This is a genomic window from Treponema denticola (assembly GCF_024181605.1).
Classification (GTDB): domain Bacteria; phylum Spirochaetota; class Spirochaetia; order Treponematales; family Treponemataceae; genus Treponema_B; species Treponema_B denticola_B.
In genome coordinates, this window is the sequence record NZ_CP054477.1 from 938237 (window position 1) to 951863 (window position 13627).

At 37.1% G+C, this 13627-nt stretch carries 13 protein-coding genes; 8 read left to right on the forward strand and 5 right to left on the reverse strand.

The window, feature by feature from the left end; translation table 11 throughout:
• Window positions 1–58 precede the first annotated feature (58 nt).
• Window positions 59–478: a hypothetical protein gene (locus E4N80_RS04155; protein ID WP_253700621.1), complete on the reverse strand. Its 420-nt coding sequence runs from the start codon at window positions 476–478 to the stop codon at window positions 59–61.
• Window positions 479–605: 127 nt separating this feature from the next.
• On the opposite strand from E4N80_RS04155, the gene E4N80_RS04160 reads away from it, so the two are divergent.
• From E4N80_RS04160 to E4N80_RS04175, 4 genes are all read left to right on the forward strand, one after another.
• Window positions 606–1742, forward strand: a complete 1137-nt coding sequence (locus E4N80_RS04160) for a GNAT family N-acetyltransferase (protein WP_253700622.1) — start codon at window positions 606–608, stop codon at window positions 1740–1742.
• A 102-nt stretch (window positions 1743–1844) separates the two neighbouring features.
• Window positions 1845–3602, forward strand: coding sequence for an aminopeptidase P family protein (locus E4N80_RS04165; protein WP_253700623.1), 1758 nt, complete (start codon window positions 1845–1847; stop codon window positions 3600–3602).
• A gap of 108 nt (window positions 3603–3710) precedes the next feature.
• Window positions 3711–3935, forward strand: a complete 225-nt coding sequence (locus tag E4N80_RS04170) for a hypothetical protein (RefSeq protein WP_253700624.1) — start codon at window positions 3711–3713, stop codon at window positions 3933–3935.
• A gap of 124 nt (window positions 3936–4059) precedes the next feature.
• A complete protein-coding gene (locus tag E4N80_RS04175; protein ID WP_002668967.1) occupies window positions 4060–4803 on the forward strand; it encodes a YebC/PmpR family DNA-binding transcriptional regulator in 744 nt (247 codons plus the stop codon).
• 105 nt (window positions 4804–4908) lie between these two features.
• Here E4N80_RS04175 and gap read toward each other — a convergent pair whose 3' ends face one another.
• The 3 genes from gap to E4N80_RS04190 all read right to left on the reverse strand — a co-directional run bounded on the left by gap (window position 4909) and on the right by E4N80_RS04190 (window position 8034).
• Window positions 4909–5958 carry a type I glyceraldehyde-3-phosphate dehydrogenase gene (gene gap / locus E4N80_RS04180; RefSeq protein WP_253700625.1) on the reverse strand — a complete coding sequence of 350 codons (1050 nt, stop codon included), beginning with the start codon at window positions 5956–5958 and terminating at the stop codon, window positions 4909–4911.
• A 76-nt stretch (window positions 5959–6034) separates the two neighbouring features.
• Entirely contained in the window at window positions 6035–6877 is an 843-nt protein-coding gene (locus tag E4N80_RS04185; RefSeq protein WP_253700626.1) for a hypothetical protein, read from the reverse strand.
• Window positions 6877–8034, reverse strand: coding sequence for a hypothetical protein (locus E4N80_RS04190; RefSeq protein WP_253700627.1), 1158 nt, complete (start codon window positions 8032–8034; stop codon window positions 6877–6879). Before E4N80_RS04190 ends, E4N80_RS04185 begins: the two co-directional genes overlap by 1 nt.
• A gap of 129 nt (window positions 8035–8163) precedes the next feature.
• On the opposite strand from E4N80_RS04190, the gene E4N80_RS04195 reads away from it, so the two are divergent.
• The 4 genes from E4N80_RS04195 to E4N80_RS04210 are packed head-to-tail and all read left to right on the forward strand — an operon-like array spanning window position 8164 to window position 12867.
• The gene (locus tag E4N80_RS04195; protein WP_253700628.1) at window positions 8164–10563 is read left to right on the forward strand and encodes a chemotaxis protein CheA; all 2400 of its coding nucleotides are present in this window, start codon (window positions 8164–8166) and stop codon (window positions 10561–10563) included.
• 16 nt (window positions 10564–10579) lie between these two features.
• Window positions 10580–11917: a CheR family methyltransferase gene (locus E4N80_RS04200; protein ID WP_253700629.1), complete on the forward strand. Its 1338-nt coding sequence runs from the start codon at window positions 10580–10582 to the stop codon at window positions 11915–11917.
• 23 nt (window positions 11918–11940) lie between these two features.
• Window positions 11941–12405 carry a chemotaxis protein CheX gene (locus tag E4N80_RS04205; protein ID WP_253700630.1) on the forward strand — a complete coding sequence of 155 codons (465 nt, stop codon included), beginning with the start codon at window positions 11941–11943 and terminating at the stop codon, window positions 12403–12405.
• A gap of 21 nt (window positions 12406–12426) precedes the next feature.
• On the forward strand, window positions 12427–12867 hold the full coding sequence (locus tag E4N80_RS04210) for a response regulator (protein WP_002668975.1): 441 nt from the start codon (window positions 12427–12429) through the stop codon (window positions 12865–12867).
• 27 nt (window positions 12868–12894) lie between these two features.
• Here the strand turns inward: E4N80_RS04210 and E4N80_RS04215 are convergent, their stop codons facing one another.
• On the reverse strand, window positions 12895–13515 hold the full coding sequence (locus tag E4N80_RS04215; protein WP_253700631.1) for a helix-turn-helix domain-containing protein: 621 nt from the start codon (window positions 13513–13515) through the stop codon (window positions 12895–12897).
• Between the last annotated feature and the right edge of the window lie 112 nt (window positions 13516–13627).

The following is a 13627-nucleotide window of genomic DNA, read 5'->3' on the forward strand; positions in this document are numbered from 1 at the left end:
AATTCCTCTAAGGTGGGTTTACCTTAGAGGATATAAATAGCTTAGGTTGTTTTGGATGTTAAAATTTTAGTTCAAGACTTTCTATGCCGTCAAATTTGCCGTTATATTTATTCGGATCTTTTAATACACCCCATATAGGGCTTCTTAAATCTTTTGGACCCGCTATTTTTATACGATCAAATTTTCCGTCTTTAAGATAAAAAGATAAATACGGATTAACTCTGGTGTTTACCAATTCCATCCTAGCTCGTCCGTCTTTAGGGTCAAGCCAAGATTTTGGGATAAAAACTTCTGCATGTTTTAATCCGGCTCTTCGGTAAATAATATAATAACCATCTGAATGTGTAAATATTCTTAAAATTTGTACATTCACATAGTAAACGTCCGCCTCATCGATCTTTTGTGAAAAAGCCGGGGCAATCGTAAAAAGGGAAAAAATTAGAACTAAAAAGACCAAGCTTAATATTGATTTCTTCATATATTCCTCCAGTTACCACATTATACACATAAATTATGAATTTTGCAAGCGTAAACTTGTAAAATTCTTACAATATTGACAAAGACTTATAAAAAATGCTATTTTCTTCCATCTAGGAATATAAAATATGGATAAAATTATTTTACTTGAAGTTAATAATTCAAAATTATTAAATGAATTTGCTCTTCTACCTTTTGAGCTTTATAAAAATGATAGTTCATGGGTCCCGCCCATTATAAGCGAATACAAAAAGTACGTGTCCGGAGCCGATAATTCTTTATGCGATGTAGGGCCTCACATAAAACTGATTGCTAGGATTGATGGCAAAACGGTTGGGCGTATTTTGTACGGTATTGATGAAAAATTAAATGACTATAAAAAAATGAAGGTAGGTTATATTTCTCAATTTGAATGTATTGAAGACTATGTCGTTGCCGAAAAAATGCTTAATGCGGCAAAAGAATGGTTTTTACAACAGGGTATGGATAGAATTAAAGGGCCCCTTTCTCTTCCGGGAGGGGAAGATAACCGCGGATTTATAACCGATAATTTTGAAAACCGCACCTATATAATGAATACCTATAACAAAAAATATTATAACGATTTTTTTATAAAATTCGGTTTTGAAAAATATTGGGATTGTTATGCCTATCATGCCCGCTTTGATGATGTCGATGCAAGCCGCTATGTCCGTTTAGCCCCCTTGGTAGAAAAACGGTACGGTTTTCATGTTGATAATATCGATTTAAAAAAGAATGTTGAGCGGGATGCCGGCGATATTCATTCAATTCTCCTTAATTCCGAGCCGGAAGAATGGGAAGATTTTATGCCTATGACACGCAAAGAAATAGATATGGTCTTAAAACAGCTTATTTCGTTTGCAGATGAGGAATTAATTTTTATTGCAAGGAGCGATGAAGGCAAGCCCATCGGATTTAATGTTACTCTTCCGGACTATAACGATGTATTAAAACACCTTAAGGGAAAACTTTTCCCATTCGGTATCTTTAAATTTCTTTATTACAAGCGTAAAATGAAGCGGCTTAGAACCTTTGTTCTATTTGTCGATCCTAAATATCACAATAAGGGTGTTTCGGCAGCTATTTATTCCCGTCTTTACCAAGCGGCTATAAAAAAAGGCTATCTGGAAGGTGAAGGTTCCACTATTTGGGAGTATAATATTCCTATGATTACCGATATAGAAAAAACAGGGGCAAAAAGGGATATAGTTTATAGAATTTATCAATATCATTTAAACCGGTAATGTGTCATTGATATTGTTTGCTCTTTCTAACTGTAAACGGCTTTACATAAAATATAAATAGTATTATACTCAATAATAAAATAACTTTTTAGGATGGTTTATATGACTGTAAATGATAGAATTGCCGCTTTAAGGCAAAAAATGAAAGAGCATTCTTTAAGTGCTTATTTAATCCCGTCCTCTGATCCCCATCAGAGTGAATATTTACCTGAAAACTATAAAACACGGGAATTTATCTCCGGTTTTACAGGGTCGGCAGGAACCGTCCTTGTTACAAAGGATAAGGCTATTTTATGGACTGACGGCCGGTATTTTTTGCAGGCTGAAAAACAGCTTAAAGGTTCGGTTGTTGAGCTTTATAAAATGCTTGAACCCGGTGTTCCTACCGTAAACGAGTTTTTAAAATCCAACTTAAAATCGGGTGAAAAGTTCGGAATGGACGGTAAGGTTGTTTCCGTTTCAGGCTTTGATTCCATGAAAAAAGAACTTGAAGGTATAGAACTTGTTACTAATATCGACTTAATAGGCGAAATATGGGAAAACCGTCCTCAGGCAGTTTTAAGCAAGGCTTTTATACTTGATGAAAAATATACCGGAAAATCGGCAAAAGAAAAGATTGAAGAAGTCCGCTCAATGCTTGCCGAAAAAAAGGCAGATTCTACGGTTATCGGTGCCCTGGAGGACGTCTGTTACCTTTTTAATGTCCGAGGAAGAGATATAAGATGCAATCCCGTAGTTACTGCGTATGCGCTGGTAGATAAAACAAGAGCCGTTATTTTTATTTCAGAGAAGCAATTAACGGATGATGTAAAGTCATACTTTGCTTCACAAGGTATTACGGTAATGGGATATGAAGATATATTTGCAGAAGCCGCAAAACTTACAGGAAAAGTTTACATAGATCCTGCAAGAACAAATGTTTATCTATGCAACCAAATAAAGGCTACAACCGAAAAGGGATTAAACTTAACCTCAACTCTTAAAGCAATAAAAAATGAAGTCGAACTTAAAAACTTCGATTACGCTATGGAAAAAGACGGCGCTGCAATGGTAAAAATCCTAAAATGGGTAGAAGAAAATGCCGGAAAGGGTATTACCGAATGGGATGTAAGCGAACAGCTCTTAAAATTCCGTGCCGAAGGCAAGGATTTTTTGGAAGAAAGTTTTGAAACTATTTCAGGTTATGGACCGAACGGAGCTATTATTCACTATGCTCCTTCCCCTGAAAATTCTGCCAAACTTGAAGCTAAAAGTTTCTTGCTTTTGGACAGCGGCGGTCAGTATCTAAACGGTACAACCGATATTACTCGAACCATCAAGCTTGGAGAACTTTCAGAACAAGAGAAAATGGACTATACACTTGTTCTAAAGTCTCATATTTCTCTTGCCAGAGCTAAGTTTAAGGCCGGAACCACAGGCCATGCTATCGATACCATCCCCAGAGAGCATCTTTGGGCTTATGGAAGAGACTACAAGCACGGTACGGGTCATGGTGTAGGTTATGTTCTTGCGGTTCATGAAGGACCTCAGTCGATTTCAAGCCGTTTTTTAGATGTACCGATGAAGCTCGGTATGGTAACATCCAATGAACCCGGCCTTTATGTTGCCGGAAGCCATGGTATCCGAATTGAAAGCCTTGTTGTTACCACCGATTTTAAAACGACCGACGATGGAGAATTTTATCAGTTTAAAACGATAACTCTTTGTCCCATTGATACAAGACCCATTGTCCCCGGAATTCTTTCGGATGATGATATTAAATGGCTCAATGATTATCACAAAGAAGTTTGTGAAAGGCTTATGCCTTATTTGGATGAAGAGCATAAAACTTTCTTAAAAGAAAGAACAAAGGCAATTTAAATGATAAAAAATGCTTTAAAATTGAAAAAAATCGTTTTTTTACTCGACAAAGTATGAAAAATAAGTTACAATGATATATATTGATATAAACAAAGTAAGGAGTATATTATGAAGACATTAAACTGTGATATTTGTAGAAAAGAGCTGGTAAATCCTGTTACAGGAATGACTTACTGGCATATCCGCGAATATGACGTCTGCGAAGCTTGCAAAGATGCTATCGAGTTTAAATTAAAACCCGTTATCCGCAAACATTTTCCTTATTCTCAAGACTGGTATGAACATGAGTTCATGGCTCTGATTGAAAAAGGTGTTGCTGCAAGGCGCCCATAAGCTTTGCTTTTAAAGCCCGATATGTATTTCATATCGGGCTTTTTTATTTTCATACCATTGACATATTTTGTCTTTTTGTGTAATATTAAACTCTATTTTTTTAGAAAGAGAGTAAGGAGTTTTCATGTCAGGACATAGTAAATGGGCGACAATTAAACATGCCAAGGGCGCAGCTGATGCTAAAAGAGGTCAGCTGTTTACTAAATTTATCAAAGAAATTTCAATTGCTGCAAAGATGGGAGGCGGAGATCCGGCTACTAACCCAAGACTTAGAACGGCTGTTTTAAAAGCTCGTGCTGCAAACATGCCTAAAGACAACATAGAAAGAGCAATTAAGAAGGGTACAGGAGAGCTTGGAGCTGTAAATTATGAGGAGCTTTTGTATGAAGGTTACGGCCCCGGCGGGGTTGCCGTTTTAGTTGAAGTTTTAACGGACAACAAAAACAGAACAGCAGCCAGTGTTCGAAATATTTTTACAAAGAGCGGCGGAAACTTGGGTGCAACAGGTTCCGTAGCTTATATGTTTAACAGAAAAGGTGTTATAGAGTATGACGCCGAGGTGGTCAGTGAAGAAGCAATTATGGAAGCTGCTCTTGAGGCAGGAGCCGAAGATATTGCAACTGAAGACGGTGTTATTACCGTAACAACCGATCCAAACGACTTTGCTTCGGTTCTTGAAGCTTTACAGGAAAAAGGCTTTGAATCCGTATCTGCTGCCGTTTCAATGGTTCCGGATACCTATGTAGCCTTAGATGCCGATACAACTCAAAAAGCCTTAAAGATGATCGATAAGTTGGAAGAAGATGATGATGTTCAGACCGTTTCCTCAAATATCGAAATCCCCGAAGGTTTTGAGATGCCGGAATAATCTTTGAAAATCCTTTAGTCAGCCGCTTGTCTAAAAGAAAAGCCCTTGCAGCTTAAGCAAAAACTGTAAGGGCTTTTTTCTTTTACTTAAATTCTTAATGTAATTTTACTTTGTTATAAATTTAAGCAGATCGATTACTCTGTTGGAATAACCCCACTCATTATCATACCATGAAACAAGTTTAAAGAATCTCTTTTCGCCGGGAAGGTTGTTTTGTAAAGTTGCCTTGCTGTCATAGATTGAAGAATGAGGATCGTGAATAATATCGGTAGAAACTATTTCTTCATCACAATAGGCTAAAACACCCTTTAGATAGCTTTCCGAGGCTTTTTTAATTGCCTTATCGATTTCCTCAATGGAGGTATCTTTTTCGGTGCGGATTGTTAAGTCCACAACGGAGCCCGTGGGGGTAGGAACCCTAAAGGACATACCTGTCAGTTTTCCCTTTGTAGTCGGAAGAACTTCTCCTACAGCTTTTGCAGCGCCTGTGGTTGAGGGAATAATATTTACGGCTGCAGCTCGTCCGCCTCTCCAATCTTTGAGAGAAACACCGTCTACCGTCTTTTGAGTTGCCGTGTAGGCATGAATGGTCGTCATAAGCCCTGTTTCAATGCCGAATCCTTCTTTTAGAAGAACGTGCACAACAGGAGCCAAGCAGTTTGTGGTACAGCTTGCATTTGAAACCACATGATGCTCTGATGCCTTATATTCATTTTCATTTACACCCATAACAAAGGTTTTAATGGGCTTTGAAGGATCGCTGCTTTTTCCTGGAGCGGAAATAATAACCTTTTTTGCTCCGGCTTCAATATGTTCGTAGGCCTTTTCATTTGTATAAATACCGGTGCTTTCAATTACAACATCTATTCCAAGTTCCTTCCACGGTAATTGTGTGGGAGTTAATCCCTTTCCCGATATACATTTAATTTTATGACCGTTTACTACAAGGACATCATCTCCGTCAGTGCCTATTTTGGCGTCCATCTTGCCTTGAACCGAATCGTATTTTAATTGATAGGCAAAATACTTTGCATCCGTTGAAAGGTCAACAACTGCAACAACATCAAATTTGTCTTTTCCAAGCAAGTTTTGATTTACCAAGGCTTGAAAAACAAGTCTTCCGATTCTTCCGAATCCGTTGATAGCTACTTTCATAAAAACTCCTTATTTCTATTGTTTTTATATTAACCCATATTAGGTCATATGTCAACTTTATTTAAGCTCATGCCATTTAGTTAAAATTTAACACAATACCGGCTTCAGCATTGAAAAAAAACTTTTTAACCCGGCTTCCGGCATTTGTTAAAGAAAAAGAAAATACCGAAGCTCCGAAATTAACAAACCATTCAATATCGCTTGATACTGCATGATTTACCCCTGTTTCCAACACAATATCGGCTATTTTTTCATTTAGTGATCCTGTTTTTTGAAAATGGTTTACTCTATAAATTATATTTAAGGGGATTCTTATCCCGGAGGGTTTTGAATATGATACCGTATAAAATCCTATATCGGATATTGAAATATGTGTTTCTTCCGGATTTTCAACAATACTTTTGTTTTTTTGACTTAACTTTATGGATGCAATTATGTTTGGAAATCTCCAGCCCAAGTCAAAGTGCCCGTTTTGAAGATATACGTTTTTAGTTTTTACCGATGCTAATGGAATCGAAAAATTCGTATCCAATGATGTAAAAAAACCTATCGGTAATTTAAAGGATAAGGATGTTCCTAAACCGGGCTGAAAGATTGTGCTTACATTTTTATTGTCAAATCCTGCATTAAATACACTTAACGTTGGACCGATTGCGATATTTATCATATCGGTTGTATAAGCTATTCTTCCCCAAATTATGTTTCCTATACCTAAATGTCTTTCAATAGCTAATTTTCCGTTTACATTTTTACCAAGATCTTCATTTAAAATCAACTTAAATCCGAAGTCAGGTATTTTTCCTGTATAACCATTTGAGTTAAAAGGTGTGTTTCCCACAGTTATAGATGCCGTAACATCAAGAGAAAACAAAATCCTCACGCATGTAAAGAAAACTAAAATACCCAGTATCTTTTTCATTAATACACCGCCTTTATTGATATTTGTGCCGTTATCATTTTTGATATATCTTTATAAAGCAAGGGATTTACAGGTATACGAAAATCGACTGTAAAGCCGTTTGCTCTTATGGTATAAAAAGGACTGATTAAAAAAGAGAAGGGGGTTATCATTGTGGGTTTTAAGGGATTTACCGTTCCCATAAGATGGATCCCGCCTTCCATGTTTTTTGTTTCAAGATTTCCAAAGCCTACATCAGCACTTAAACCGGTAAAAAAAGAATCTTTTAATAAGGGATCATTGATGCTTTTGGGAAGTAAAAAAACAGGAGATACAAAACAAGCTATGCTTGATCTTATCAAATCTTTTTTTATTCTTGCTTCAAATGATGCATAGAAATTTGAAGTAAAGTTTTTAACATCAATATTTTCGATTTTTATTTCCGCTATACCTACCTCGGTAAAAAAGTCATAGCTGTCATCTGCCTGAAAAAGCATTGTAAGACCTGCCCTGATTTTTGTTTTTATCACATTTTTTGGAAAGGAAGCTCCCGCAAAAAAATCAAAGGTAAAAAAGTCAAAAGCTCCGCCCATTCTAAGATCCGATTTGATCTGAAGATTATCTCCCAATTTTTCATTCCAAGTCAGGTATGTTCCAAGGTAAAAACCGGAAAAAAAAGCTCCATAAATTCCTAATCCGGTTCCTTGTACAAAATTGCGCGGGCGGAAAGCCGAAGCGGGATGATAACGTCTGAATTCGGGATCAGGCATCTTTACTTTAAGGTGTTCCTGTAAAACGGAGTCTGAACCTAAGGTGTCATATATACCGGTAAAGACAGCAAAAGAGAGAGGTTGGTTTTGTATTTTAGGAAAATTAAGGGATGCTCCTAAAAAGCGGAAATTTCCATCGAATTTCGGATCTTGAGCCTGATAAAAAAAATCTATAAGCTTGTCAATGTTTGCATCAATATTCATATCAAAGTAAAACTTATTAGACGGTTCCATCCTAAGCTTGAGCTGTATTAGAGAATCGGCGGTTATGTATGGTTTGCCGGTTAAGCCGTAAAAAGTATTAGTGTTTTCAAAGTGAGGAATTGAAAATCCTTGGGAAAAAACAAGAGAAGTCTTTATTAAAAAGAAGAACAATAAAAGTTTTATTTTTTTGCCTTTGATACTCATATTCCAATATTTTACAATAAATTAAAAAAAAAATCTAGTTAAGTTTAAAAAAAAGCTCTTATAAATAAAAAAAGTGAAAAAAAGCAATTTTCTTCTTGACTAATATTGTAAATAGTATAGAATGTATGTATGAGTGATTATCTTGATATCAATAACGAAGAACTTTTAAAAGATTTTTTCAGTGAAGCTGAACAACAGGTCGAAATACTTGAAAGCAATGTTTTGGTTATAGAGCAAAATCCTGAGGATCGTAACGCAGTCGATGAGATATTCAGAGCTGCTCATACTTTAAAGGGCGGTTCTGCTACTGTAGAGATGACAGAGTTGTCTAAATTTACTCACGCAATGGAAGATCTTCTTGATGAGATTAGAAGCGGTTCGGTTAAGGTAACCGGAGAAACTGTAGATATGCTGCTGAAATCCATAGATATAATTAAGCTTATGTTGGATGCCAGGGCTTCAGGTTCAGTATACTCGGATGATGTGTCTGATATTGTAAATCAATTAAGATCGTTTATCCCTGCAAAGCCCGATAAAAAGAGCAGCAAGGCTTCGGCTCCTAAGGTCTCTTCCGTATCGGCTCCTCCTTCTGCACCGAAAGTTAAGGCTTCGGCTTCAAGTTTGGATGTCAAGGATTATTTTTCGGAATACGAAATTCTTGAATTGGCAGAGACTATCCAAAAAGGTGAGGACTTATATGCCGTTGTAGTAAAATTTGATGAATCCAATTTAATGAATTCCGTAGGCGGTATTCAGGTTTTTGCTGCATTAAAAGACTATGGCAGTGTTTTAAAAACAGTTCCTGATTTTGATGCCTTATATGAAGACGAATTCCATGAAACGGTAATTTACTTTTTATCTTCAGCATCGGACAGCAAAATATTGGAAAAGGCAGCCTTTATAGGAGATGTTACTCTTTCTGCAAGTGCCGAAAGACTTGAAATTAAAGAGGAAGCCCATGCGAGTTCCAAGCCTGTACAGCCTGCCCCGGCAAAGACTCCCGAAGCTGGTGTTCCTGAGGTAAAAGTTTCCGAAAAAGCGGAAGAAAAAACAGTTGAAGAATCCAAAGAACAGCCTTCTAAACCTGAAAAAAAACAGGCTCAAACAAATCCGCAGGGAAGCGGTCACTCATCATCAGGTTCCATATTGCGTGTAGATGCAAACAGAATAGATTATCTTTTGAACTTGGTAAGTGAGACCGTTATAACTAAGGCTTCTTTAAATCAAAGCACCATTGAATTTGCAGAGCTTTACGATAAGTTTCAAAATTCCAGCACAATTTATAAGGATAAAACGAGAAGACTATTGGACAAGATGCCCGAATATCTTGAAAAGATTCAGCAGGGTTATGATATCAATTCTATAAAGCAAGATGTTTTAAATGAATATTCAAGCCTATTGGAAGTTTTCGGAGATTTTGACTCTTCAATGAAGGCTGCCGTTACAAAGTTTAAGTCTTCATCTCAAAATTTGGGCCGTATTTCAGGTGAACTTCAAGAAGGGGTTATGAAAATACGAATGGTTCCCATCAGTCAGATTTTCAGCCGTTTTCCGCGTGTGGTTCGAGACCTTTCAAGAGACTTAAATAAAAACGTTCAGTTGGTAATTGAAGGTGAAGATACGGAACTTGATAAATCGGTTGTTGAAGACTTGCTTGATCCTATAATGCATTGCGTAAGAAACTCTCTTGATCATGGTGTAGAATCCCCTGATGTACGCAAAAAGCTTGGAAAATCGGAACAGGGAACTCTTCTTCTTAAAGCCAGTAACGAAGGCAATATGATTGTTATCGAAGTTGCCGATGACGGCCATGGAATTGATGTTGAAGCCGTAAAGCAAAAGGCCGTTGAAAGAGGAATTTTACACCCGAATAAAAGCCTTACCGATGTTGAGGCTTTCCAGTTGGTTTTTGCTCCCGGTTTTTCGACAAGCAAAACGATTTCGAGCGTATCGGGCCGAGGTGTAGGTCTTGATGTAGTTAAGACTCATATAGAAAAATTAAACGGAACCGTTATGGTCGAATCCGAGCCAAATGTCGGAACCCGCTTTATTATAAAACTTCCCTTGACGCTGGCCATTATACAGGGACTTTTGATCAGGGTAGGGGATGAGGTTTACTCGATTCCAATCACTTCGGTTATAGAAAGTCACAGGGTAAAACCTGATGAAATTAACCGCATAGATAATTATGAAGTTTTTAATGTCCGCGATGAGGTATATAGCCTTTTAAGGCTTAACCGCCTGTTCGGTATTACATCGGCAGAGACTGATGATGACGGCTATAATTATATAGTTGTTGTCGGAACAGAAGAGAAAAAAGTAGGTCTTATGGTAGACAGTCTGATTGGTGAAGAGGCTGTTGTAATAAAGCCCCTGAAGGACCAGTTTACTAATTCTCCGGGAATTGCCGGTGCTTCTATTTTAGGCGACGGCTCCGTTTCGTTGATTATAGATGTTGCACAGCTGCTTGAACTCGGCTTAAAACAGGAAATGCAGGCTAGGGAGCGCCGCGAGGCTTCAATTTGGTAGGTTAAGGAAAGACATTATGGAAGAAATGAAAGAACTAAAGGTAAATACGGGCGTAGGCATCGGAGATGCGGATTCTCTGCATGAGCAGATGATTGTTGTAGATTTTAAGATGGTAACATTTTCTCTTGCCGGTAAGGATTATGCAATAGATATTATGCGTGTTAAGGAAATAGCAAAGGCCGGAAATTTTACCTATGTGCCAAATACATCTCCCTTTGTTTTGGGAGTATACAACCTCCGCGGCGATATTATTCCGATAATTGATTTGCGTATTTTCTTTAATATTCCGGTACCGGCCCGCAAAAAAAATCAGCCTGAAAGCATGGTTATCATAAATGTGCAGGATCAGACCTTCGGTGTTGTAGTTGATTTTATTGATAAGGTAGTGGGTGTATCCAGCAGTACAATTCAGCCCCCGCATCCTATCTTCGGTGATATAAATATTAAGTATATTCACGGTGTTGTAGAAAACGGAGGTCACCTGTATATTCTTCTTGATGTAGATAAGATATTTGCTTCGCGTCAACAAAAAGAAGAAGTTAAGGAAGATTTGTCTACTGTTACAGCAAGTGTAATAAAGGAGCCTGTAAAGCTTCAAGCCGGCCAATCTTCGGAAAATTTGGATATAAAATTTATAGGCGATACATTATCCGCTATGGGTAAATTCTATATTTCTGCCGTTAATGAAAATTGGGTTAAAGATAGGTATTTAGAGTGGAAGGATATTCGTCCTTCGGGAAGTTTGCAAATTCAATCCGAAAAAGACGCCGGAGAATTTTTATCGTCTTTCTTGTCTCCTTTTACAAAGAGTTTTTGGAGTGAGGCCTATATAAATGCTTATTATAAAATACTTCCGGAGAATACTTCTTCCGTAATTAATGTTTGGTGTATAGGATGCGGCCAAGGATATGAAGCATACAGTCTTGCTGTTCTATTAAAGATGCGTTATCCTCGTGCTCATATAAAGATTTATGCAAATGATTCGGATTTGTTGGCTATTTCGAATGCTCCTATGCTTTCGGTTCCAGATGATATTGCTTCCGGTGTTTATGAGCCCTATATTACGAAGACTGCTTCAGGAAATTTGACCTTTTCAAAAGAGATAAAGGATATGATTCTTTTTGAGTACCATGATTGTACTCATCAAAATGCCGTTCCCGATGTAGATATAATTATTGCAAGGGATGTGCTTTCTTTCTTAAATCCCAATGTTCAGAGAACAATGATAGAAGAATTTAGGGAAAAACTGAAGGATTCCGGACTTATAATTCTGGGACATAATGAGGCAATGCCTAAGCAGGACGGCTGGCTGAGAAATAGTGCCGGTGATATTGTAATTTTTACAAAAGAATAAATATAAAGGATAAGGAGAAATAAATGCGTGTAGAGTATATTAATCCGTTTAGCGAAGCTGCTTACAATATCCTGTCACAAGTTTTAAGTGAGGATATAAAGCGCGGTGACTTGTACCTAAAATCGACTTGTATGCCGGTTATGGGTGTTGCAGCTATTGTAGGTCTTGCCGGGGATGTTGAGGGCCGGGTTATATTCGATATGACCTTGGACACAGCTTTAAAGATTGCCTCTGCAATGAATAACGAGGAATTGTCGGAATTTGATGAGCTTGCTCGTGCAACGATTACGGAATTGGCTAATCTTATTACGGCACAAGCTGTAACAAAGCTTCATGACTTGGGGTTTAAGTTTGACTTAACTCCTCCGGCTCTTTTTACGGGCGATAACATGAAGATATCCAATAACGACATTGAGGCATTAATCGTTCCGATGACTGCTCCTCAGGGTAAAGTAGAAATCAACGTCGCAATTCGTGACCGAGTATAAAAAAGTTAAAGGAGTTTTATTATGATATCGAAACAAGATTTTCCGAATATTAACGAGAGAGCCCCTGAAGGCAAAAAACCGGATGGAACGCCTTACAAGATTTTGGTTGTTGATGATTCCATATTTGTTACAAAGCAAATCGGACAGATATTGAATAGTGAAGGTTATGAGGTTGTTGCTACCGCTGTTGACGGATTTGAGGGCGTTGAGAAATATAAAGAATTATGTCCCAATGTTGACCTTGTAACGATGGATATTACGATGCCTAAAATGGATGGTCTGACTGCTTTGGAGCAGATAATGGCATTCGATAAAAACGCCAAGGTAGTTATGATAAGTGCTCTGGGAAAAGAAGAGCTTGTAAAAAAAGCTCTTTTGCTTGGAGCCAAGAACTATATCGTAAAGCCGCTTGACCGCAAAAAAGTTTTGGAGCGTGTTGCCGGTGTTCTAGGTATTTCCTAGTTTATAGAAGAGGCTTGGCTGTGATAGTTAAGCCTCTTTTTTTAGTTTTATAAGCCTGTAACGCTTGTTTGCTTTTAAAATAGTATATCTATTGCTAAAACTTTTTTTGAGAGATTTTTTTAAGTTGTAAACATGATTATAGATGCTGTTTTGTTTTGAAGGAATTTTTTCTCCCCAAAAAATTGTGCTTATATCTTCATCACTTAATCCTTTTTGTCTGTTTAGAATTAAGTGTTTTAGCAAGATTCCGGATTTTTTGGGCAGGCTGTAAATATAGTCCTTATTAAGATCCGGTCTTCTTTTACATTTTGAAAGAATTATTTTGAGGATTTTTTCATTTCCTTTTATGCTTTCAGGTATTCCTGAAGAGCTCACTATATTGATATTTTTTATATTATAGCAATCTTCATGAAAATAAGTACAAATTGTAATATCCTTGTATATCTTTTTTATCAATCGAGCCTCATTCAAACTATAATGGGCTAATTCTTTTGTTGCTACAATGATAGCATCCAATTCCGGATTCAAGTAATTACATATAAATTTACTGCCGTTTTCCGCAGCAATAGTTGTAATTCCATGATTTTCCAGTTTTTCACACAAAAAGGCGAGCGTTTCTATTTTTCTATCAAAAACCAACACTTTCATAATACCTTCTTATCGGAAAAACTATTCTATCCCTTAAAAACTTTTCAATTCCTAATGACAAACAAGCAAATAAATTGTATAATCTCTTATATGTATATGTTAAAAGGATGTT